Genomic DNA, 20,262 nt, shown 5'->3' on the forward strand with positions numbered 1-20,262 from the left:
GACCTGATCACGCACACGCTGCCGCTGGAGCGCATCAACGAAGGCTTCGACCTGATGAAGCGCGGCGAGTCGATCCGTTCCGTGGTGCTGTACTGAGCCGGGCCTGACGGCTATGCGGGGCTGCGACGCTGCGCCTCAGCCTGCGCCGGCGGCTTCATCGACGCCGGTGCTGGCAAAACGCTCGCGATAGGCGCCCGGCGTGACATGGAGCCGACGCTGGAACGCCTGCCTGAGCTTGGCCTCCGAGCCGAAGCCGCTCTCCACGGCGATCCACTTCAGCGGCTGGCTGCTGTCTTCCAGCAGCCGCCGCGCCGCATCGAGCCGGGTCTGCTCCACATAGGCCGACGGCGTATGTCCGGTTTCCTTCAGGAATACCCGGGAGAAATTGCGCTCGCTCATCGCAAAGCGCTGCGCCAGCCCCTGCACCGAGAGGTCCGCCTTGGGCGTGCGGTGGATATAGTCCTGGATATCGCGCACGCGCGGATGCCCCGTCATCTGGCTGAGCAGGTGTTCACTGAACTGCGATTGGCCGCCCGGCCGCTTCAGGTAGACCACCAGATCCCGCGCCACCGACAGCGCGATGTCGCGCCCGAGGTCCTCCTCGACCATGGCCAGCACCAGGTCGAACACCGCGGTCACGCCGGCCGAGGTCCAGATAGCCGCATCGCGCACGAAGATGGCATCGGCATCCACCCGGATCCCGGGATACCGCTGCTGCATCAGCTCCGCCACGCTCCAGTGCGTGGCCGCGCGCCGGCCGTCAAGCAGGCCGGCCTCGGCAAGGAAGAAGCTGCCCGAGCACAGGCCCACGATGGTCCGCAGCCGGCCGGCCTGGGCCCGGCACCAGCTGACGATGTCGCCGCACGCGCCCAGCACGTTGAGGATGTCGCGGGCGCCCACGACCACCACCACGTCGGCGGGCGCCAGGCCAGCGAGCGCGTGCGTGGCCTCTAGCGATACCAGCGTGTCGGAGCGGACCGCGCCGGGGCGCGGACCGACCAGGCGCAGCTCGTACTTCGGCTCGCAGCCGAGCTGCCGCAAGCGGGTGTTGGCGTAATCGAAGACATTGATGGCGCCGACCGCTTCGACGGCCTTGAATCCGGGATAGATGACGATGTCTACAGTAGTCTTGATCTTCATGGCGCGCGGCGTCGCGGCAAGGGGCAGCAGAGACGCCTTGCGGCGTGGGTCGAACGCCGATTCTATCCAATCCGCGCACCGCACCCGGCCTGGAGGGCAATGCCGCAGACCCGCGGCGGGCCATCGCGCGGATCCAGGCGATGTCGTCGACGGCGGTGCGCGCGTTCAGGACGGCAGCGGTAATGCTGCGGACCGAGGCGGCAAGTCAGCCCGCCGCCGCGCTCCAGTCCCCGCCCAGCGCCAGCAACAGCGCGATCCGCTGCTGGAGGTGCCGGCCGTGCGCGTCGATGCAGTCGATCTCGGCCGCCAGCAATGACTGGCGCTCCTTCAGCACGCCGCGCATGTCGGACGCGCCTATCCCGGCACGGGCTTCCTCGCGCCGGACCAGCTCCCGGCTTTCGGCTACCCGGTCCTGCAGTTGCCGGGTGCGCCCGGCATGGCTGGATTCGGCCTGCAGCGCCGCTTCGACCTCGCCCAGCGCGGCCAGCGCCTGGTTGCCATAGGCGATCAGGGCGGCCTTTTGTTCGGCGGTGTAGTAGTCGGCCCGGGCCTTGAGTTCGCCGCCGCTGAAGAGCGGCGCGAAGAAGGAGCCGTTCAGTCCCTTGATCGGGCTGCCGGCCTGGTTGAGCAGGAATACGTCGCTGCGGATATCGGTAATGGCCGCGCTGATGGCAATGCGCGGCAGGCGCGCCGCCTGCGCCGACTGCCGCATGTCGAAGGCCGCGGCAACCTGGTGTGCGGCCGCGCTCAGGTCCGGGCGGCGGTCGAGCAGGTCCGCGGGCAACCCGGCCTGCGGCGCCGGGGGCACGGGCGGCAGATCGCGCCCGGACGCCATGCTGCCGATCTCGCCGGCCGGATAGCGTCCCAGCAGCAGTTCCAGCGCCTGCGCGGCCTGGCTGCTGGCCAGCCTTGCCGACTCCAGCGCATCGACCCGCGACCGGCGCGCATTGCGCGCCTGCACCAGCTCGGTGTCCGGCGCGGCGCCGATGGCAACCCGCTGGCCGGCGATGCGCAGCAGCTGGTCGTGGATGGCGACGGCTTGCCGCAGCCGCGCTTCGCGTTGCGCGTGCTGGATCAGCGTGAACCATGCCCGGGCCGTGGCCGCGGCGACGACGCGCCGGGCCCACAGCTGGTCGTCCCGCGCGGCAGCGTAGCGGGCTTGTCCGGCCCGCGCCTGCGCGCGGATGCGTCCCCACAGGTCGATTTCCCAGGTTGCGCCGATGGAAAGGATCTGGGTCTCGGAATTGCCCGCCCTGCCCTTGACGGCCGCATCCGGCAGCAGGCCGCTGCCCTCGATGGCGACCAGCGCCTGCGCCTGCCGGACCCGTACCTCGGCGAGCCGCAGGTCGCCGTTGTGCGCGATGGCCTCGCGCACCAGCCGCTGCAGTTCGGCATCGTCGAAGCTGGCAAGCCAGCCGTCGGCGGAGTTGCCCGCCACGGCAGGGTTGACCCAGGCGGGCTTGCCTTCAAGCACCGGCACGGCCTGGCGCATCAGGTCGGCGCCTTCTGGCGGCGCCTGCAGGGCACAGCCGCAGAGCATGGCGGCCGCCATCGACAGCGCCGCCGGAACCCTCTTCTTGGCGTATGACGACACGGGCATCCCTCTAGTGAAGTTTGAGTACCAGGTAGTTGAGCTTGGAGCTGACGCGCAGGAACACCATCCGGACGATATGGAACATCTTCAGGTGCTCGGTATAGATCGCGCCGGCGCCGACGGCACCCACGGGCAGGTGCTGCCTTGACTCTTCAAGCAGCGCCAGCTTGACCGCGAAGCGGTTGGGCACGGCGTCGGTGGTGCCCGTGCTCGGGATCATGCCGCCCTGCGCCACCTGCCCCTGCGCTTGCGCCCAGACGATCGAGTCGACCCGCGCCTTGATGATCTGGCCCGGATGCGTAGGCAGAAAGATCTCCGCGAGGTCGCCTTCCCTGACCCGGTAGAGCTCGTTCTGCCGGTAGAAGGCGAGCACCTCCTGCTGGTCCTCGACAAAGCTGAAGGCCGGCGAGAACGGGAACGGGACCAGCATGGTGCCGACGCGCACCTGCAGGTTCACGACCCTGCCATCGGCGGGGGCGCGGTACACCGTCTGCTCCAGCTCCCACCTGGCCTGCTCCAGCAGGACTTCGGTTTCCGCGCGCCGGGCGCGCGCCGTGGCGATGGCCGCGAACTCGCCCTGGCTTTTGGCGGACAGCTTCTGCCTGGCCTCGTCCTCGGCGGCCTGCGCGCTGGCCAGTTCGCCTTCCAGTTCGCGCTGGCGCGACAGCGCCTCATCCCGATCGAACTTCGCGCCCGCGCCGGCCGCGAGCAGCGCATCCTGTTCCTTGAGCCGCTGGCGCGCCAGTGTCAGCCGGGCCGTCACCGTGCTCACCCTGCCGGCCGCGCCACGCACGGATTCGCCGAGCTGGCGCGCCGATGCCTGCGCCTCGGCCAGCGCGGCGTCGTCGGCCATCAGCCGGCGCTCGAGCTGGCGGACCGAGGCCTGATACGGAGTCGGATCGATGCGCAGCAGCACATCGCCCTTCCGGTAGCGCCGGTTCCCCTCGGCCGGGAGCTCGACGATGCGACCGCGTACCTGCGGCACCACCTGCAGGACCTTGCCGACGACGCGCACGTCATGGGAAGACGGCGCGACCACGTTGAGCGTCAGGACCATCAGCGTCAGCGCGACCACCGGGATCGTGACCACGATCACCATCGCGGTCGCGTTCCACGGCAGCCATCTGAACTTGAAGAAGATCAGCCATACAACCAGCGCATAGGCCGCAAGCAGCAGAGCGTCCATTCAGGTCGGCTCCTTGCGCCCGCGCATGGCGCTGGCGACGGGCTGCACCGCGGCTCCATGGTCTTCCGGTGCCTTGTCGGTGCCATAGGCGGCCCGGTAGAACACCGGCTTGGTATGCGCCCAGAGCCAGGCCAGCGGCCATAGCAGCCCGCCGAAGAACAGCGAGAGCAGGCACAGCGCGTGGATCGCCTCCTGCTGCGGATGGCGCTTGCGCTGCGCGATCCGCTCCGGCCAGATATGGAGCATCCAGAACAGGTAGATCGCGCCTGCCGGCACGAATACCAGCACCACCCAGGAGATGGCGTTGGCGGCGGTCTCGAGTGCCTTGCCGCTGAGCAGCGAGGCGAACGCGGGTTCAGTCGACGCCAGCAGGGCGATGCCCGCCAGCAGGTGTGGTCGCAGTTTCATGGCGTAACGATGGGGTGGAACACGGGGCGCGGCGCTGCCGCGCACATGGGCCTAGGAGCCTGCCGCCGTGCCGTGCAAGCCCGCGCGGGGCGCGTCCAGCGACGTGCGTCGCGCCGGCTGGTCCGAGGGCGCGGGTTCTGTTTGCGGCACGGTGTCCACGGCTTCCGGCGCGTCGTCGGCGTACAGCAGGTTGTACTTGCTGCGGCCGGGATCGTCCGCAGCGCGGCACGCCGCCGTGGTCGCGGCAAGCCCGGCACCCGTGCATGCGGGCGGCAGGTCCGAGGCCGCTGGCTGCGCGGGCGTGGCCGGGTGCCGGGCATGCGCCTGCGCGCCGGCCATCACCAGCAGTGCGATGGCTGTCGCGGTGGCAGCCGATCGGCAGTTCTCGATCATGTTTGCAGTTTCTCCGAAGTCCTTGCGCGGCCGTCGATGCGCGCCGGCGCGCCGGCCGCGTCCCGGCAGAGCGCACACCTTAGGGCAGCGCCTCGGTCTCCGGCTATCAAAGGAATTAGAAAGTTGGCACGGGCTGCTCGACACATTCACCGCAGCCCGGCCTTGCCACGCGGATTCGAAGTCCTGTGATAGCCCGCGCGCCCCGGCCGCGCATACGCTGACGGCCTTCGCACACCCCCGGGTTTCGCCCGGGTCCGCGTGAACCCGTTGCCACCATGAATGCTGTTTCCCTGATGTGCGCCGGCGTCATTGCCGCCGCAAGCACCCTGAGCGGATGCGCGATTCCCACTGCCGAGACCCTGAACCCGTTCCAGGAACCGTGGCCATGGACGCGCATCGTCGCCGTCAACCGTACCGGCCACGACGTGACCGGCGTGCGCGCCGGCCGTTGCGAAACCGGGCCGGTGTCGCGCCACTCGCAGTCGTCGCCGTCGTTCTGCTTCCCTGGCGAGCGGCCCGACAAGGCGATCGAGGTCAGCTGGACCGATGCCGCCTCCGGCGCGCCCGGCGCCGGATCCGCCGGGGGCAAGCGGCACGCCGCCACGGTGCCACCGCCACCGCTGTGGCAGGAAGGCCCACATCTGGAGGAACTCACCGGCGGCTACCTGTGCGTGCTGCTGCGCAGCGACGCGCCGGTCGGGCTGATGCTGGCCGGCAGCGCCGAAGCGTGCGCCGTCCTCTAGCAGCCTTTACGCGGCCGCCTGGCCGGCCACCAGCGCCTCGCACATCCGCCGCAGGCACTGCGCGATGAATCCGGACTGGCATTCGATCTCGTCGTCCCACTCCGCCTCGTTCGCCTTGTCCACCTTTTCCGTCGCATAGTCGCGCAGGTCGGCGCACAGCTCGGCCAGCTGCGAGCCGCCGAGCACGGCCAGGGTGCCCGAGATGCGATGCAGCAGCCGTTCCAGCCGATGCACGTCGCGCGCGGCCCGGATGGCATCGTATTGCGCCAGGTCCGCGCCAGTCTGCGCAAGGAAGGCTTCGGCATATTCGCCGGGCACCGCCGGCAGTTCGGGCAGCGCCTCATCCGCCAGCGTGTCAGCCTGTGCGGCTTGCCGCTGCATCGCCCCTGCCGTAGCGTCGATGCGGGCAAGCACCGAGGCGAGCGCGGCGAGAGACACCGGCTTGGTCAGGTAGCCGCTGAACCCGCCCGCCATCCCGCGCGCGACGTCGCCGGGCTGCGCGCTGGCGCTCACGGCATAGGCCGGGATTGGCATGCCGGCAGCTCTGATTTCGCCGAGCAGGTCGAAGCCATTCATCACCGGCATGTCGATGTCGGTCAGGACCGCGTCCACGCCATCGCCATGTTGTCGCAGCATGGCCATGGCCTCGTTGCCGTTGCCCGCCTCGATCACGCTGGCCCCCAGGGCGAGAAGCTGGTCCCGCAGCAGGTTGCGGTTGAGCTGGTTGTCTTCGGCGACCAGCACCACGCGTCCAGCCAGCGGCGCAGGCACGCACGCCGGTTCATCGAGGCCGGCCTGGCTGGCGGCCGGCTGCGGCAACGGCTGCACCTTGTTTACCACCGCCACGACGGCGGCGTGGATGCCGGTCAGGCTGTAGGCTGACACCTCGCTGCCGCCGTCCGGACGCGTGGTCGCGACGGGCGGCCCCGACTGCTTCAGCCACACGATCGCGGCCGGCCTGCGCCACCAGGCGATGACTTCGGCGGGATCGAAGCCATCGGCCACCAGCAGGCAGTCATGGCTGTCGGCGTCCACCGGCGCATCGGTGTCCGTGCGCGCCGATGGCTCGCATGCGCCCCAGTCGAAATGGTTCAGCAGGCCTTCGAGACATTCGGCCTCGCGCGCCAGCACCAGCGTCCGGCTGCGCGGCAGCCGCAGCCGCGGCGACGGCGCCGCATCGGCCACCGGCAGCGGCAGGCGCACCGTGACCCGCGTGCCGACTCCCACCATGCTGTCCAGCGCGATATGACCCTGCATCCGCTCCACCAGGCGCAGGCAGACCGACAGGCCAAGCCCGGTTCCGCGCGCCTGGCCGAGGCGGCTGTCGCCGACCTGGGAGAACGGCTGGAACAGCCGCCCCTTGCACGCCTCGGCGATGCCGATGCCGGTGTCGGAAACGACGATCTCCAGGTGCCCGTCCACCCACCGCGCGCGCAGCACGACCTTGCCCGCTGGCGTGAACTTGAACGCATTGCCGAGCAGGTTGCCGACGATCTGGGTCACGCGCACCGGGTCGAGTTCGACGCTTGCGGGCAGCTCGCTGCCGTACACCGCCAGGAAGCCCAGCTTGCGCTGCCCCGCCAGCGGCGCGTGCGCGAGCGCGATTCCGCTGAAAAACGTCGTGACGGATACCGGTTCCTCGGCAAGGCTGAAGGCGCCGACATCGATGCGGGAAAAGTCGAGCACGTCGTTGACGATCTGCAGCAGGCCCTCGGCCGACATCTGCATGGCACTGACGCGTGCCCGCTGCGCCGGTTCCAGCGCGCCCATCGCGACCAGCTCCATGTTGCCCAGCAGCGACGCAAGCGGCGTGCGTATCTCATGGCTCATCGACGCAAAGAACGCCACCCTGGCCCTGGCGGCAGCATCGCTGGCGAGCTTCGCCTCGTGCAGCAGCCGCTGCGCGCGCGCCGATTCGGCATAGGTGCCGGTGAGGAAGCGATAGTTCCAGTAGCGGTACATCGCAAGCAGAAAGCCGATAAGCGCGGCGGCGATCAGGCCGATCACGCTCAGCTCGCCCGCCATGTCCCGAAGCTGGTGGCCGATCGGCAGCGCAAAGATCAGGTGTCCGAAGTCGGCCACCAGCGGCGGGCGGCGCAAGGCCCAGCCATAGTCCGCAACCCAGTGGAACAGTCCGTCCGGCTGCAGCGCCAGCCGCTGGTCCAGGCGCTGCATGCCGGCGCGGGCGGCCGCTGCCACCAGCGGCGTGCCGCCACTGTCGAACACGACCGGTTCGGGAATCGGCAGGTTGGGCCCCGCCGGCCGCAGCAGCTCGCGCAGCGGCATGCGCGTCAGCACGATGGCGTAGAGCGCGTCGCCCTGTGCCACCAGCGATGCGCCAAGGATCTCCGGCTCATGCCCGTCCGTGCCGGCCGGGATGCCCTTCCAGATCACGCGCTTCTCTCTGGCCGCCTGCAGCAGGTCGGGGTCGCGGCTGCGGAAGCTCTCCAGCACCGCGGCGCTGATCGCCGCGGGCGGCATCCGCGGCGGTGCCGCGCGCGTGGCCGCCGGCGCCGGCTGCGCCGCCTCGTAGCGATACATGGCGCCGCTGGCCAGCGAGATCATCTCGATCGAAGGCTTCTGGCTGGCGGCCGTCAGCGTACGGACCGCCTGGTCGCAACTGCGCTGCAGCACCTCGTCCGCGGGCGCAGACGGCGCGACCCGCCTGCACAGGTGGCCGGCCGGCCGCCCCGGCGCGGCCGGAAACGTGCCACTGGCGTGCAGTTCCAGGATCAGGTTGGTCGCGGCCAGCGTGCTGCGGCGTGCCAGCAGGGCATCGACCACGCCTTGCTCATACAGGCTGGCCACCTGCTCCTGCGCGCGCAACGAGCCGTTCAGCCGGACCAGCACGGTTGCCGCGGCGCTGGCGACCACGACCAGTGCCAGCAGCAGCACCACCATCGCAAAGACCCGGCGTTCTCGCTGCAGGTTGCGTTCGATGGCTTGCAGGTCGGCCTGCGCTGGCGCCGGCGCAGGCGGCTCGAACGGGCCGGGCGTCATGCCAGGCCATGGTCGCGCGCGTAGGCGACCAGGTCGGCATTGCTGGTGATGTTCAGCTTGCGCATGGCCGAGCGCTTCTGCGTCGCGACGGTCGCCAGCGACCGATGCAGGTAGGCGGCGATGGCCGTGACGGTGCTGCCCGCCGCGAACATGCGCACCACTTCGATCTCTCGGGGAGACAGCGGGCTCGCGGCGCCATCGGCGCGCGCGCCGGCGCTCGCCATCAGGCCGGCAATCGCCGGCGACAGGCGCTGGCGGTGGCCGGCCAGCGCGTCGAGGCAGATCTGCCGCAGCACGGCCGGATCCTCGTTCTTGCCGACGATCGCGGCGACGCCCGCCTCCCTGAGGCGCGTGAGCAGGCCGCCATTGGTCAGCATGGTAAACACAACCACCGGCGTGGCGGGGCTGGACTGCCTGAGCCGCTGCATCAGGCGCAGCCCGTCGTCATTGCCCTCGGAACGGCCCATGGTGAAGTCGGTGACGATCAGGTCGGGGCGATGCGTGACCAGCGCGGCGAACAGTTCCTTGCCCGACGCGCACGTCGCGCAGACGTGCAGGTCCGGGGCCACGCTCAGGGTGCTCCTGACCGCGAGCTGGATGACCGGGTGATCGTCGGCGATCACGACAGAGAAGGTACGTGGGGGCATGCGCGTTATGTCTCGACACTGCGGGCAGGTCCCGGAGAGGACACGCCCTGCCCTGCAGTTCTCGGGGAGGTTCCCGCCGGGGCAGCGTCGCGCTACGGTGCTGAACGGCTGATGGACCGGGGATTCTAACAACTTGCCAGCCAGCCCATTTAGCAATACGGGACGCGCAGTTGACCGTTCGTCCCACCCCCCCCGCGGCGGCGCGAGGCATCGCGCCGCGAGCATGCCGCCGGCGCCTGAAGGCGCTCGATGCGGTGGCGGGTCCGCTGTTGCCTCCTGCGCCGGACCGTCCACCGTGCGCCAGCGAACAGAACGCCGCACCGGCTGCCGGCATGCTGGAACATCGCCGTCCCCCCCAGCGGGGGCCTGTGCTGTGCAAGCCATGGAGCGCAACGAGGATGAGCCAGCCCGAGCCCCCGGACATCGCGCCGCCGCTGCCCGATCTGCTGATATTCAGCGCGCCGTTCCATCCTTCGGTGGGCGGCATGGAGCGCTTTGCCGAAGACCTGGCGCTGGGACTGACCGAGCTGGGCTATCGCATCGAGCTGGCGACGCGCACGCCGGCGGCCGCGGGCGACGCCCCGGCGTTCCCCTATCCGGTCACGCGCGTGGCGGGCATGGCCGAGCTGGCGCGCGCCATGCTTCGGCACCCGCTGGTGGTGTTCGTCGGCCTGACTTTCTACGACGTGTTGCTGGCCACCGTGCTACGGCGCCGCATCGTGCTGACGCATCATGGCCCATACAGCCACTATGGCGAGACGCGGCGTTTCACGGCGGGCAACGTCAAGCGCTGGATGTCGCGCTTCTACCACAACATCTGCGTCAGCCGGTACCTGGCCGGATGGCTGCCAGGACAGCCGCTGGTGATTCACAACGGCTATCGCGACGACGTGTTCAAGCCCGCTGCCGCGTCGCGTCCGGCGGGCAGCTTCGCCTTTGTCGGGCGGCTGGTCACAGAAAAAGGGGTCGACCTGTTGCTGCGCAGCTTCGCCAGGTTGCGCGCAATGCGGCCCGAGGCCCGCCTGACGGTGATCGGCGACGGGCCGCAGTACGCGGTGCTGGTGGCCCTGGCGGCAACCCTGGAGTGCGCCGAGGCCGTGACCTTTGCCGGCGCGCAGCGGCCCGCGGTGGTGGCGACGATGCTGGCGCAGCATGCCTGCCTGGTGGTGCCGTCGATCGGCTACGAGCCGTTCGGCATCGTCGCCCTCGAAGGCCTGGCAGCCGGCTGCGAGGTCATCGTCACGCGTCGCGGCGGGCTGCCCGAGGCCGTCGACGGCTTCGGCTGGGTGGTGGACCCTGGCGTGGACTCGCTGTGCGAAACGATGCTGGCCGTTTGCGCCGGCGAGTCGCGCCGCAGCGAGCCAGGCCTGCGCCTGTTCCTGGCCGACCACCAGCGCCAGACCGTGGTGCGCCGCTATGCCGAAGCCATCTCCGGCTTCATGCGGCACTAGCGCGCGGCACTAGCGCGCTGGCTTCTTCGGCTTGCCGGTATCAGCCTGGTGCTGCCGGCGCGGATCCTCGTTGCGGAAGCCGCCATAGCTGCTTTGCCCCGGATCGGCGCTGCGGCTCTTGATCTCGCTGGCCTCGCGGTCCATGCGCGCGCCCGGGTTCTTCCGCTCGGCGCCGGCCTTGCCAGCGGTCTTGCCTGAGGTCTTGCCTGCGGTCTTCCCGCTCGAACCTGGTTTCATTGCCAACTCCTTGTCGTGACACGTCGGTCGGTCTGAGGACTTGCTCCCCCGTACAGGCCGGCCCTGATTTCCGCAGCGGGCCGCCGGCAGCGGGAAGCCAGAACCACGCAACTTTCGTTCCACGATGCAAGGCCGCACGCTGGCGCCCATGATGGCTTGTACGGCAGTCGTATCGAGCAAGCCGCGGGCAGCGTTGCAGAATTTGCAGGCCGGCGCTTCGCTGCCGCCGTCGGCTGCCTGGCTGCGCTCGCGCTCCAGCCCTATCGCCAGTCCGATGCCCAAGGCCACCGATGCGGAAATGATCGAGGAGTCCATGCCATATGCCCGGGGTTGCGGTCGCCGTGAAGCCTGGCGGATGCCGGTGACCACAGTAACGGTGCAGGCGGCGAATTGCGCACCCCCCGCGCGGGCCGTGAAGGGCCCGGACGTGGCTTCAGGGCGCGGCGACCATGACCACGTGCGCCTGCATCGGGCCGGCCAGTGGCCCGGCGCCGTAGGTCTGGATCAGCGCCCGCTCGCAGTGACCGGTCGCGCGCGCCAGGGCGTCCGGCCCGCGCGCTTCCAGCTCGGTGCGCAGCGGCGTGCCCTGGCAGAACGCCGTGGCGGCGATGCGCGCGGCGGCTGCGTGGCTGGTTTCGGTGACGGTCTCGAATACCGCGCCGGCCGTAAACCCGCCGCTGCGCAGGTCCTGCTCGATCGCGGCCTGGCTGTGGTAACCGTGCGGGACGCGGACCATGAAATCGGGCGGCGCCTCGGGGAACAGCGTGGCCAGGGCCGCGGTGATATCGCGGGCAAAGGCGTTGAACGCGATCCGGTCCCACACGTTGAACACCAGCGTGCCGCCCGGCACCAGCACGCGGCGGGCTTCGGCGAAGGCCCTGCCCTTGTCCGGGAAGAACATCGCGCCGAACTGGCACGCGACCAGGTCGAAGCTGGCGTCGTCGAACGGCAGCCGCATCGCGTCGGCCTCGCGCCATTGCACCGGGCGCGCGGTGCCCGCGGCCTGCGCGCGTGCCAGCATCGGTGCATTGAGGTCGGTGGCGACCACCAGGGTGTCCGCCGGCAGGCGCCCGGCCAGCTCCCGCGTCAGCGCTCCGGTGCCGGCGGCCAGCTCCAGCACCCGGCGCGGCCGCAGCGCGGCGATGCGCCGCCCCAGGTCGGCGGCATAGGGCGCAAAGATCATCGGCACCATCAGCGCCTCGTAGACCTCGGCAATCGCCCCGGCAAAGACCTTGTCCTGCTGCTGCATGCCCATGGCGCCGTCCTCCCCTTGCCTGCCCGGCCGCAAAGTCGCCGGGGTTGCCTGAGTGGGTGTAGGACACATCGCGGGCAATGTAAACCGCGCCCGCTAGAAGGTCTTGCTCAGCGAGCCCCACATGGTGGCGCGGCCAAGGTAGCGCCCCCTGGCGCTGGTGTACACGGCGCGCCCGGCATTGGTATCGAGATACGCCAGCGCCAGCGCGAAGCCATGACCCAGCTCCTTGGTCAGGCCCAGCTTCCAGTCGGCGTACGAGGCATCGGCGACCTGCACTTTCTGGTAGCCCACATGCGCGTTGAGCGTCAGCCCCCAGAACCCGAGCGCAACGTTGGCCGACAGGTCGGCATACCAGCTGTGACGGCTGTCGGCCAGCCCGAACAGGTTGGTCGGCGCGTAGGAGTATTTCAGCGTCACCGGGCCGTAGCCGATGCCGGCGTAAAGCTCGGTGGTGTCGGGGCTGGTATAGCGGTCGGGATAGCTGCCCGGATAGTAGTACTGCAGCACGCCCACGTCGGTGCTCCAGCCGCTGTCGCCAAATGCATGGCGGTAGCCGCCGTAGAAGTCCATCTCGATCGGTGCGGACACGTCCGGGTGGCTGTCGCCCAGCCAGCTGATGCTGGAGTTCCAGTTGCCCAGGTAGAAGCCGCTGGCATGGCTGTAGTCGAAGCCGCCCTGGATCGCCGGGCGGCCGTTGCTTTGGGTCAGGCCGCGGTAGCGGTAGTCGCTGGCGAGCGCGAGGTTGGCGCTGAAGCTGTGGACCGCGGCGTCAGCCGCGTCGGCGGTGGCTTGCGCCAGTACGGGCTTGGCACCGGCCAGCCACAGGGCGGCGGCCAGCGCGGCAGTTGCGGTTTGTCGGCCGGCGGAGATGCGAGGCAAGGTCATGGTCGAAGGTGGCGGATTGAGGAGCGCGTCCGCATCGGAACGCCCCGCCACGATAGGGACTTCGACATAAAAACGGCGTCAAGAGACGCCGCGACCGTATTGAAATGCGGTAAATGCGCATGTCTGCGCAAGGCGCGAATCTTGCGAGAATCGCCTCGGCAGGCTCGCGCGACGGAACTTCGGGGTCAAACGCATGAACCGTGGCGCCGTCGCTTGCAAAAAGTACAGACCAGGGCATCGCGATGATCCGGATCGGCATTTCAGGCTGGCGCTATGCCGGCTGGCGCGGCGTGTTCTATCCCGAGGGGCTGGCGCAGCGGCGCGAGCTCGAATACGCGTCGCGCGCGGTCGAGACCATCGAGATCAACGGTTCGCACTATGCGCTGCAGACGCCGAAAAGCTATCGCGCCTGGCACGAGGCCACGCCGCCGGGCTTTGTGTTCAGCGTCAAGGGTCCGCGCTACCTGACCCACATGCTGCGCTTTCGCGACGACTCGGCGCGGCCGGCGATGGCAAACTTCTTTGCCTCCGGCGTGCTGGCGCTGGAGGAAAAGCTGGGGCCGGTGCTGTGGCAGTTTCCGCCCAACTTCGGCTTCGATCCGGAGCGCATGGAACGCTTCCTGTCGCTGATTCCGCACGACACGCACAGCGCGCGCGAGCTGGCGCGCCAGCACAACCGCAACGTCAGGGAGCCGTGGTGCGAGACCCGGCGCCGGCGCCCGATCCGGCATGCGGTGGAAATCCGCCACGCCAGCTTCTGCACGCCCGAGTTCCCGGCCTTGCTGCGCCGGCACCGGGTTGCGCTGGTCATCTCGGATGCCGTCGCCGACTGGCCCTATGCCGAGGACGTCACCAGCAATTTCCTGTACCTGCGCCTGCATGGCACCGAGACGCTGTACGGCGGCGCCTATCCCGACGCGGCGCTGGACCGCTGGGCCGCGCGGCTGGTCAAGTGGGCCAATGGCGGCGAGCCCGCCGACGCGCAGCGGATCTCGCCGAAACGGCCTCGCGCCGCCGCGCACCGGGACATCTACTGCTACTTCGATAACGACAAGAAGGTCAAGGCGCCCTTCGATGCGCAACGGCTGCGCGCGCGCATCGAGGAGAAATAGCGCGCAGGACCGGGCTGGCGCCCGCTCCGTTCAATCGCGGATGCGCGGCATCCAGCCGCTGCCGCGCGTGCGCGGGTCTACCGGCAGCTGTCGCTGCAGCGCGGCCTTGGCCAGCATATGGGCGCTGATCGGCGCCGTCAGGAACAGGAACGCGGTCACCAGCAGCTCATGCAGGCTGGCGTCGCCGCGGAAGCTGAAATACGCCACCGAGGCCAGCACCACGCCGCCCACGCCGAGCGTGGTCGACTTGGTCGGCCCGTGCAAGCGCATGAAGAAATCCGGCAGCCGGAACAGGCCGATGGCCCCCACCAGCATGAACACGCTGCCCACCAGCAGCAGCGCACAGACGATGAATTCGGCAACGGGATGCAGCATGGGCCGGCCTCCTAGTATTCGATGATATCGCCGCGCTGCAGGTACTTCGACAGCGCCACGGTGGCAACGAAACCCATCACCGCGATCAGCAGCGCGGCCTCGAAGAACACCGCCGAGTCCAGGCTGATGCCCAGCACCACGATCAGCGCGATGGCGTTGATGTTGAGCGTGTCGAGCGCGACGATGCGGTCGGGCAGGCTGGGCCCGCGCAGCAGCCGGCCCAGCGTCAGCAGGAAGGCCAGGCCCAGGATCGCCAGGCAGACCGGAATCACGATGGCAAGCATTGGAAGATCTCCTTGAGCGGGGTTTCATAGCGCGACTTGATCAGCGCTACCAGCGCGGCCTCTTCCTCCAGGTCCAGCACATGGACCAGCAAGGCGCGGCGGTCGTCGCTCAGTTCGGCGCACAGCGTGCCGGGGCTGAGCGAGACGATGCTGATCAGCGCGGTGGTGGCGAGTTCATGCTCGACATCGAGCGGCACCACGATAAATGCCGGGCGCAGGCGCGCGGTGCGCCCCAGCACCATCACCGCCACTTCCAGGTTGGCCTTGACGATGTCGATCAGCACATGGCAGCTCAGGCGCAGGATCAGGTCCGGACGCGACAGGCGGAAAGCCCCCAGCACCAGCCAGCGGTCGGCCAGCCGGCCGATGGCCCACCCCAGCGCCGCGCCCAGCAGCCAGTGGCCCAACGCAATGCTCTGCGCCAGCATCAGCCACATCAGCATCAGGATCAGGCTCAGCCAGGGATGGGGCAGCAGACGACGCAACATGGCCTACCCCCGCTCGCCGGGCAGCACCGCCCGCAGGTAGGCGGCGCGGTCCAGCAGTTGCGCGGCGGCATCCGCCACGTAGTCGCTGACCGGACTCGCGGCCACCGTCAGCACCAGGTTGCCGGCCAGCAGCAGCACGCAGCAGGCCAGCTTGCGCGCGTCCGGCCGCACCCGCAGGCGCGCCGCGCCGGGATGGTCTTCGTCCAGGTATTCGGCGCCTTCGGCGACACGCTGCGCCTCGTGCGGCAGGCGCCACAGCAGCCGCGTGCCGGTGCGCGAGACGGCGATCAGCAGCAGCAGACTCGAGCCCAGCACCGCCGGCCACAGCACCGGCATCCACGGCGCCGGCGTGGCGCGCAGGATCATGGCCTTGCCGAGGAAGCCCGACAGCGGCGGCAGGCCCACCGCCGCGACCATGCCCACCAGGTACAGCAGCCCGGCCAGGCGCGAGGCAATGACCGGCGCGCCGTCGGTGCGCGCGGCTTCGGGCTCGAGCGCGTCGGCCAGCAGGAACAGCGCGGCGGTGCACAGCGTGGTGCTGAGGAGGTAGTACAGCGCCGCGGCCCAGCCGGCCTGGCTTTGCATCGACACGCACGCCGCCAGCAGCCCGACCGACGCCACCACCAGGTAGCTGGTGGTGGCGCGCAGCGTCGTCGCGGCCAGCGCGCCCAGCGCCCCGACCGCCAGCGTGGCCAGCGCCAGCGCGAACACCCAGTCGTGCAGGAACGGCCCCAGCAGCCCCTGCGCGCCGCCGAAGATCAGCGCATCGCAACGCAGCATGGCATAGATGCCGACCTTGGTCATGATGGCGAACAGCGCCGCCACTGGCCCGGTTGCGCTGCCATAGGCGCGCGGCAGCCAGAAGTACAGCGGGAACAGCGCCGCCTTGAGCGCGAACACCAGCATCAGCATCGCGCCCGCGGCCACCGCCAGCGGCAGGTCCTGGGCCGGCAGCCCGGCCAGGCGCAGGCCCATGTGCGCCATGTTGAGCGTGCCCGAGAGCCCGTACAGCACGCCGATCGCGACCAGGAAGAACGACGACGCCACCAGGTTCAGGATCACGTAGTGCAGGCCGGCGCCGACCCGCGCGCGCCCCGCCCCATGCACCAGCAGCGCGTAGGAAGCGATCAGCAGGATCTCGAAGAAGACGAACAGGTTGAACAGGTCGCCCGCCAGGAACGCGCCGTTCAGGCCCATCAGCTGGAACTGGAACAGCGCGTGGAAGTGCCGGCCCTGGCGCGCCGTGCCCTCGCCGGCCGCGGCCAGCGCGGCCACCGCCAGCAGCGCGGTCAGCGCCAGCATGATCGCGCCGGTACGGTCCAGCTGCAGCACGATGCCGAACGGCGCGCGCCAGTCGCCCATGGCGTAGACCGCGATATCGCCGCCGGCCGCATGGCGCAGCAGCAGCACCGCCACCGGCACCAGCAGCAGCGTCGCCACCGCGCTGGCCAGGCGCTGCGCGTGCAAACGCTGCGCAGGCATCGCCGTCAGCAGCGCGCCGGCGAACATCGGGACCAGGATGGGCAGCAGCACCGCATGGTTCATGGCCGCGGCTCCTTGTCACCAGCGTTGCTGCCCGCGGCAGCATGGCCGTCGCGCGACTCCGGCTGGCCGGCGGCGTCGACATGGTCGCTGCCGGTCAGCCCGAGCGAGCGCAGCGCCAGCACCACCGCGAACGCGGTCATGCCGAAAGCAATGACGATGGCGGTCAGCACCAGGGCCTGCGGCAGCGGATCGGCATAGCTGGCTCCCGGCGCGATCACCGGCGGCTGGCCGATCGACAGTCGCCCCATGCCGAGCAGGAACAGGCTGACCGCATACGACAGCAGCGTCAGCCCCAGCACCACCGTGAACACGCGCTCGCGCAGCAGCAGGTAGATGCCGGCGGCGGTCAGGATGCCGATGGCGATGGCGTAGAGCGCGGCCATCAGTCGTCCTCCGTGGCCTGTGCCGGCGGCAGGTTGCGGACGCCCAGGTGAGACACGATCACCAGCGTGGTTCCGGTCACGGTGCAGAACACTCCCAGGTCGAAGATCATGGCGGTGGCCAGTTCCACCTCGCCGATGCCGGGCAGGTGGAAGTGGCCGAACGCGGTGGTCAGGAACGGATGGCCGAAGGCCAGGCTGCCCAGTCCGGTCAGCCCCGCCACCAGGATGCCGGCGCCGGCGATGGCGCGGTAGTCCGGCGCGATGCGCGCTTCGGTCCAGCGCACGCCGTTGGCAACGTATTGCAGCAGCAGCGCCACCGAGGTGATCAGCGCCGCGATAAAGCCCCCGCCCGGCTGGTTGTGCCCGCGCAGCAGGATGAAGGCCGCCACCAGCAGCGTCAGCGGCAGCATCAGCCGCGCCAGCATCGCCAGCAGCAGCGGATGCGCCTGGCTGGTCCACGGCAGGCCATCCGGCGCCGCCGACGGGGTCGGCAGGCGCATGCCCCTGAGCAGCGCCTGCACCGCCAGGCCGGCGACCAGCAGCACGCAGATCTCGCCGAGCGTGTCGAAGCCGCGGAAGTCCACCAGCAGCACGTTGACCACGTTGTGCCCGCCGCCGCCCGGCACCGCCTGCTCGATGTAGAACGTCGACACCGGGTCATACGGCCGCGTCATCACCGCGTAGGCCGCCACTGCCAGCAGCGTGCCGCCGCCCAGCGCCAGCACGGCGTCGCGCACGCGGCGGCCGGCGCGCGCGCGGTCGTGCGGGTTGTCGTGAGTTTCGCGCGGCAGGTAGAACAGCGCCAGCACCAGCAGCAGGATGGTCACCACCTCGACCGAGATCTGGGTCAGCGCCAGGTCGGGCGCCGAGAAGCGCAGGAACACCAGCGACACCATCAGCCCGCAGCCGCTCAGCAGCACCAGCGCCAGCAGCCGCTGCCGGTGCGTCGCCACCACGGCGATGGCGCACAGCGCCAGCAAGGCCAGCGCGGCGGCGCCGATCGGGTCGATGGCGCCGGCCGGCACGCTGCCGGCCAGCGCCGCCAGGTCGGCCAGGAAATAGGCCGGCAGCGCCAGCATCGCCAGCAGCATCCACGCGATATAGGTTGGCAGCGAGCCGTTTTCGAGCCAGCGCGAGACCGCCGCGGCAAAGCGTTCCAGCGCGCGCATGCCGTGTTCGAACGAGCGTCGCGCGCTCAGGTGCTCGATCGCCTGCTGCCAGCGCCGCAGCGCGTCGCGGCGCAGGAAGAACAGGGTCGCGCCGCCGGCCATCGACACCAGGCTCATCACCAGCGGCAGGTTGACCCCGTGCCACAGGTTCAGGCTGTATTCCGGCAGCGGCGCACGCAGCGTCGCCAGCGACGCGGCCGCGAGCAGGTCGCCCACGGTGTAGGCCGGCACCAGCCCGACCACCAGGCAGATCACCACCAGGAATTCCACCGGCACCTTCATGAAGCGCGGCGGCTCGTGCGGCGGATAGTTGGGCAGGTCGGGCCGGCCCCCGCCGAAGAACACGCCGTAGATAAAGCGCAGCGAGTACGCCATGGTCAGCGCGCCGGCCATGGTGGCCGCGGCCGGGATCACCCAGTTGAACTCGCCCAGCAGCCCCTGCGCCAGGGTCTCGCCGAAGAACATTTCCTTGCTGAGGAAGCCGTTGAACAGCGGCACCCCCGCCATCGACAGCGACGCCACGATCGCCAGCACCGCGGTATGCGGCATATAGCGGGCCAGGCCGCGCAGGCGATCCAGGTCGCGCGTGCCGGTTTCATGGTCGATGATGCCGGCGGCCATGAACAGCGACGCCTTGAACACCGCGTGGTTGATGATGTGGAAGATCGCCGCCACCGTGCTGAGCTGGGTATCGAGGCCGAACAGCAGCGTGATCAGCCCCAGGTGGCTGATGGTGGAATACGCCAGCAGGCCCTTCAGGTCCCGCTGCAGCAGGGCCAGCCCGGCGCCGACGATCAGCGTGGCCAGCCCCGTCATGCTGACCAGGTAGAACCAGCTGTTGGTGCCGTCCAGCACCGGATAGAGCCGCGCCAGCAGGAACACGCCGGCCTTGACCATGGTGGCCGAGTGCAGGTAGGCCGAAACCGGGGTGGGCGCGGCCATCGCGTGCGGCAGCCAGAAGCTGAACGGAAACTGGGCCGACTTGGTGAACACCGCCAGCAGCACCAGCACCAGCATCGGCAGGTACAGCGGGTGGTGCTGCACCTTGCCGGCCTGCGCCAGCACCACCGACAGCTCGAAGCTGCCGCAGATATGGCCCAGCAGCAGCACCCCCGCCAGCAGCGCCAGCCCGCCGCCGCCGGTCACCGCCAGCGCCATGCGCGCGCCCTGACGCGCATCGGCGCGCCACGACCAGAAGCCGATCAGCAGGAACGACAGGATGCTGGTCAGCTCCCAGAACACCACCAGCAACAGCAGGTTGCCCGCCAGCACCACGCCCAGCATCGCCGCCATGAACAGCAGCAGCAGGCAGAAGAAGCGCACCGCCGATTCGTTGCGCGCCAGGTAGTAGCGCGCATACAGGATCACCAGCAGGCCCACGCCCAGCACCAGCAGCGCGAACAGGAAGGCCAGCCCGTCGAGGCGCAGCGACAGGTCCAGCCCGAGCGCGGGCAGCCACGCCACGCGCCAGCCCAGTGCGTGCCCCGGCTGCGCGAAGACCTCGCCGCGCAGGCTCAGCAGCAGCATCAGCCCGGCCAGCGGCAGGCCGATGATGACCGGCGCCAGCAGCCGTGGGGCACGGGTGCCGATCAACCACGTCAGCGCCGCGGCCAGCAGCGGCAGCGCAATCAGCAGCGGCAGCGCCATGCGCGCCCCTTCAGCCGTTGCCCGGGCCAGGGGCCGGCAGGTGCCAGCCTGCCTTGCGGCGCAGGGTCAGCCGGGTCGCCGGTGGGGCGCAGTGTCGGAGTCGGAGTGTCGGGGCGGTGGTCATGGCGTGGCAGATCTCGGTGGGCGATTGCGGCCGCTACTGTCCGGATTCTGCCGGCATTGCGCCGGCTGTGCCAGTCAATTGGCGCGATTTGCAAAAAAAATCATCGTATCGCGCAAGGAACCGGAGGCGTGTCGCGATGGGCAGGCCGCACCCGCGCCAGGTCATCCGGGCTGCCATGCGAGAGGCCCGCACAGCA

At 70.0% G+C, this 20,262-nt stretch carries 19 protein-coding genes and 1 pseudogene; 4 read left to right on the forward strand and 16 right to left on the reverse strand.

The annotated features are described in order from the left end of the window. Positions 1 to 96 (forward strand): annotated as a pseudogene (locus U9J39_RS28690) (zinc-binding dehydrogenase); the annotation flags it as partial. Positions 97 to 135: 39 nt separating this feature from the next. On the opposite strand, the gene U9J39_RS28695 reads toward U9J39_RS28690, so the two are convergent. The 5 genes from U9J39_RS28695 to U9J39_RS28715 form a co-directional block, all read right to left on the reverse strand. After that, positions 136 to 1,140, reverse strand: coding sequence for a GlxA family transcriptional regulator (locus tag U9J39_RS28695; protein ID WP_326348730.1), 1,005 nt, complete (start codon positions 1,138 to 1,140; stop codon positions 136 to 138). Between the two features lie 205 nt (positions 1,141 to 1,345). Next, a complete protein-coding gene (locus tag U9J39_RS28700; protein ID WP_326348731.1) occupies positions 1,346 to 2,734 on the reverse strand; it encodes a TolC family protein in 1,389 nt (462 codons plus the stop codon). 10 nt (positions 2,735 to 2,744) lie between these two features. Next, on the reverse strand, positions 2,745 to 3,920 hold the full coding sequence (locus tag U9J39_RS28705) for an HlyD family secretion protein (protein ID WP_115709504.1): 1,176 nt from the start codon (positions 3,918 to 3,920) through the stop codon (positions 2,745 to 2,747). Continuing rightward, positions 3,921 to 4,328 carry a DUF3302 domain-containing protein gene (locus U9J39_RS28710; protein WP_116312575.1) on the reverse strand — a complete coding sequence of 136 codons (408 nt, stop codon included), beginning with the start codon at positions 4,326 to 4,328 and terminating at the stop codon, positions 3,921 to 3,923. A 51-nt stretch (positions 4,329 to 4,379) separates the two neighbouring features. Beyond that, positions 4,380 to 4,721 carry a hypothetical protein gene (locus U9J39_RS28715; protein WP_115709508.1) on the reverse strand — a complete coding sequence of 114 codons (342 nt, stop codon included), beginning with the start codon at positions 4,719 to 4,721 and terminating at the stop codon, positions 4,380 to 4,382. Between the two features lie 275 nt (positions 4,722 to 4,996). Here U9J39_RS28715 and U9J39_RS28720 point away from each other — a divergent pair, with 275 nt between their 5' ends. Further along, the gene (locus U9J39_RS28720) at positions 4,997 to 5,464 is read left to right on the forward strand and encodes a hypothetical protein (protein WP_115709510.1); all 468 of its coding nucleotides are present in this window, start codon (positions 4,997 to 4,999) and stop codon (positions 5,462 to 5,464) included. Positions 5,465 to 5,470: 6 nt separating this feature from the next. On the opposite strand, the gene U9J39_RS28725 is transcribed toward U9J39_RS28720, so the two are convergent. Together U9J39_RS28725 and U9J39_RS28730 are read right to left on the reverse strand one after the other, a co-directional pair. Further along, entirely contained in the window at positions 5,471 to 8,464 is a 2,994-nt protein-coding gene (locus U9J39_RS28725; RefSeq protein WP_326348732.1) for a hybrid sensor histidine kinase/response regulator, read from the reverse strand. Continuing rightward, positions 8,461 to 9,111: a response regulator transcription factor gene (locus tag U9J39_RS28730; protein ID WP_326348733.1), complete on the reverse strand. Its 651-nt coding sequence runs from the start codon at positions 9,109 to 9,111 to the stop codon at positions 8,461 to 8,463. The genes U9J39_RS28725 and U9J39_RS28730 overlap by 4 nt, the downstream gene beginning before the upstream one ends. Before the next feature lie 398 nt (positions 9,112 to 9,509). Here U9J39_RS28730 and U9J39_RS28735 point away from each other — a divergent pair, with 398 nt between their 5' ends. After that, positions 9,510 to 10,562 carry a glycosyltransferase family 4 protein gene (locus U9J39_RS28735; RefSeq protein WP_115709513.1) on the forward strand — a complete coding sequence of 351 codons (1,053 nt, stop codon included), beginning with the start codon at positions 9,510 to 9,512 and terminating at the stop codon, positions 10,560 to 10,562. A gap of 9 nt (positions 10,563 to 10,571) precedes the next feature. On the opposite strand, the gene U9J39_RS28740 is transcribed toward U9J39_RS28735, so the two are convergent. The 3 genes from U9J39_RS28740 to U9J39_RS28750 all read right to left on the reverse strand — a co-directional run bounded on the left by U9J39_RS28740 (position 10,572) and on the right by U9J39_RS28750 (position 12,939). Beyond that, a complete protein-coding gene (locus U9J39_RS28740; RefSeq protein WP_326348734.1) occupies positions 10,572 to 11,114 on the reverse strand; it encodes a hypothetical protein in 543 nt (180 codons plus the stop codon). Positions 11,115 to 11,232: 118 nt separating this feature from the next. Next, positions 11,233 to 12,054 carry a class I SAM-dependent methyltransferase gene (locus U9J39_RS28745; RefSeq protein WP_326348735.1) on the reverse strand — a complete coding sequence of 274 codons (822 nt, stop codon included), beginning with the start codon at positions 12,052 to 12,054 and terminating at the stop codon, positions 11,233 to 11,235. 93 nt (positions 12,055 to 12,147) lie between these two features. Next, positions 12,148 to 12,939 carry a TorF family putative porin gene (locus U9J39_RS28750; protein ID WP_326348736.1) on the reverse strand — a complete coding sequence of 264 codons (792 nt, stop codon included), beginning with the start codon at positions 12,937 to 12,939 and terminating at the stop codon, positions 12,148 to 12,150. A 242-nt stretch (positions 12,940 to 13,181) separates the two neighbouring features. Here U9J39_RS28750 and U9J39_RS28755 point away from each other — a divergent pair, with 242 nt between their 5' ends. Then, on the forward strand, positions 13,182 to 14,051 hold the full coding sequence (locus U9J39_RS28755; protein ID WP_326348737.1) for a DUF72 domain-containing protein: 870 nt from the start codon (positions 13,182 to 13,184) through the stop codon (positions 14,049 to 14,051). Positions 14,052 to 14,081: 30 nt separating this feature from the next. Here the strand turns inward: U9J39_RS28755 and U9J39_RS28760 are convergent, their stop codons facing one another. From U9J39_RS28760 to U9J39_RS28785, 6 genes are read right to left on the reverse strand one after another with little or no spacing between them, the layout of a single operon-like run. Then, positions 14,082 to 14,426: a Na+/H+ antiporter subunit G gene (locus tag U9J39_RS28760; protein ID WP_013956828.1), complete on the reverse strand. Its 345-nt coding sequence runs from the start codon at positions 14,424 to 14,426 to the stop codon at positions 14,082 to 14,084. An 11-nt stretch (positions 14,427 to 14,437) separates the two neighbouring features. Beyond that, positions 14,438 to 14,710 carry a K+/H+ antiporter subunit F gene (locus U9J39_RS28765; protein ID WP_025586311.1) on the reverse strand — a complete coding sequence of 91 codons (273 nt, stop codon included), beginning with the start codon at positions 14,708 to 14,710 and terminating at the stop codon, positions 14,438 to 14,440. Further along, positions 14,695 to 15,198: a Na+/H+ antiporter subunit E gene (locus U9J39_RS28770; RefSeq protein WP_115680257.1), complete on the reverse strand. Its 504-nt coding sequence runs from the start codon at positions 15,196 to 15,198 to the stop codon at positions 14,695 to 14,697. Before U9J39_RS28770 ends, U9J39_RS28765 begins: the two co-directional genes overlap by 16 nt. A gap of 3 nt (positions 15,199 to 15,201) precedes the next feature. After that, on the reverse strand, positions 15,202 to 16,743 hold the full coding sequence (locus tag U9J39_RS28775; protein WP_326348738.1) for a monovalent cation/H+ antiporter subunit D: 1,542 nt from the start codon (positions 16,741 to 16,743) through the stop codon (positions 15,202 to 15,204). Beyond that, complete coding sequence (locus tag U9J39_RS28780; protein ID WP_115680259.1) at positions 16,740 to 17,126, reverse strand: Na+/H+ antiporter subunit C; 387 nt, start codon at positions 17,124 to 17,126, stop codon at positions 16,740 to 16,742. The genes U9J39_RS28775 and U9J39_RS28780 overlap by 4 nt, the downstream gene beginning before the upstream one ends. Continuing rightward, positions 17,126 to 19,942, reverse strand: coding sequence for a monovalent cation/H+ antiporter subunit A (locus U9J39_RS28785; RefSeq protein ID WP_326348739.1), 2,817 nt, complete (start codon positions 19,940 to 19,942; stop codon positions 17,126 to 17,128). Before U9J39_RS28785 ends, U9J39_RS28780 begins: the two co-directional genes overlap by 1 nt. Between the last annotated feature and the right edge of the window lie 320 nt (positions 19,943 to 20,262).

Origin of the sequence: Cupriavidus sp. SS-3, assembly GCF_035818815.1 — a bacterium.
GTDB classification, from domain to species: Bacteria; Pseudomonadota; Gammaproteobacteria; order Burkholderiales; family Burkholderiaceae; genus Cupriavidus; species Cupriavidus taiwanensis_C.

Excerpts from the sequence above, each read along its gene's own strand:
- U9J39_RS28710 (WP_116312575.1), bottom strand. The coding sequence starts at position 4,328 with ATGAAACTGCGACCACACCTGCTGGCGGGCATCGCCCTGCTGGCGTCG.
- U9J39_RS28785 (WP_326348739.1), bottom strand. The coding sequence starts at position 19,942 with ATGGCGCTGCCGCTGCTGATTGCGCTGCCGCTGCTGGCCGCGGCGCTG.
- U9J39_RS28770 (WP_115680257.1), bottom strand. The coding sequence starts at position 15,198 with ATGTTGCGTCGTCTGCTGCCCCATCCCTGGCTGAGCCTGATCCTGATG.
- U9J39_RS28735 (WP_115709513.1), top strand. The coding sequence starts at position 9,510 with ATGAGCCAGCCCGAGCCCCCGGACATCGCGCCGCCGCTGCCCGATCTG.
- U9J39_RS28775 (WP_326348738.1), bottom strand. The coding sequence starts at position 16,743 with ATGAACCATGCGGTGCTGCTGCCCATCCTGGTCCCGATGTTCGCCGGC.
- U9J39_RS28755 (WP_326348737.1), top strand. The coding sequence starts at position 13,182 with ATGATCCGGATCGGCATTTCAGGCTGGCGCTATGCCGGCTGGCGCGGC.
- U9J39_RS28705 (WP_115709504.1), bottom strand. The coding sequence starts at position 3,920 with ATGGACGCTCTGCTGCTTGCGGCCTATGCGCTGGTTGTATGGCTGATC.
- U9J39_RS28740 (WP_326348734.1), bottom strand. The coding sequence starts at position 11,114 with ATGGACTCCTCGATCATTTCCGCATCGGTGGCCTTGGGCATCGGACTG.
- U9J39_RS28745 (WP_326348735.1), bottom strand. The coding sequence starts at position 12,054 with ATGGGCATGCAGCAGCAGGACAAGGTCTTTGCCGGGGCGATTGCCGAG.
- U9J39_RS28720 (WP_115709510.1), top strand. The coding sequence starts at position 4,997 with ATGAATGCTGTTTCCCTGATGTGCGCCGGCGTCATTGCCGCCGCAAGC.
- U9J39_RS28780 (WP_115680259.1), bottom strand. The coding sequence starts at position 17,126 with ATGGCCGCGCTCTACGCCATCGCCATCGGCATCCTGACCGCCGCCGGC.
- U9J39_RS28730 (WP_326348733.1), bottom strand. The coding sequence starts at position 9,111 with ATGCCCCCACGTACCTTCTCTGTCGTGATCGCCGACGATCACCCGGTC.
- U9J39_RS28695 (WP_326348730.1), bottom strand. The coding sequence starts at position 1,140 with ATGAAGATCAAGACTACTGTAGACATCGTCATCTATCCCGGATTCAAG.
- U9J39_RS28715 (WP_115709508.1), bottom strand. The coding sequence starts at position 4,721 with ATGATCGAGAACTGCCGATCGGCTGCCACCGCGACAGCCATCGCACTG.
- U9J39_RS28725 (WP_326348732.1), bottom strand. The coding sequence starts at position 8,464 with ATGACGCCCGGCCCGTTCGAGCCGCCTGCGCCGGCGCCAGCGCAGGCC.
- U9J39_RS28765 (WP_025586311.1), bottom strand. The coding sequence starts at position 14,710 with ATGCTTGCCATCGTGATTCCGGTCTGCCTGGCGATCCTGGGCCTGGCC.
- U9J39_RS28750 (WP_326348736.1), bottom strand. The coding sequence starts at position 12,939 with ATGACCTTGCCTCGCATCTCCGCCGGCCGACAAACCGCAACTGCCGCG.
- U9J39_RS28760 (WP_013956828.1), bottom strand. The coding sequence starts at position 14,426 with ATGCTGCATCCCGTTGCCGAATTCATCGTCTGTGCGCTGCTGCTGGTG.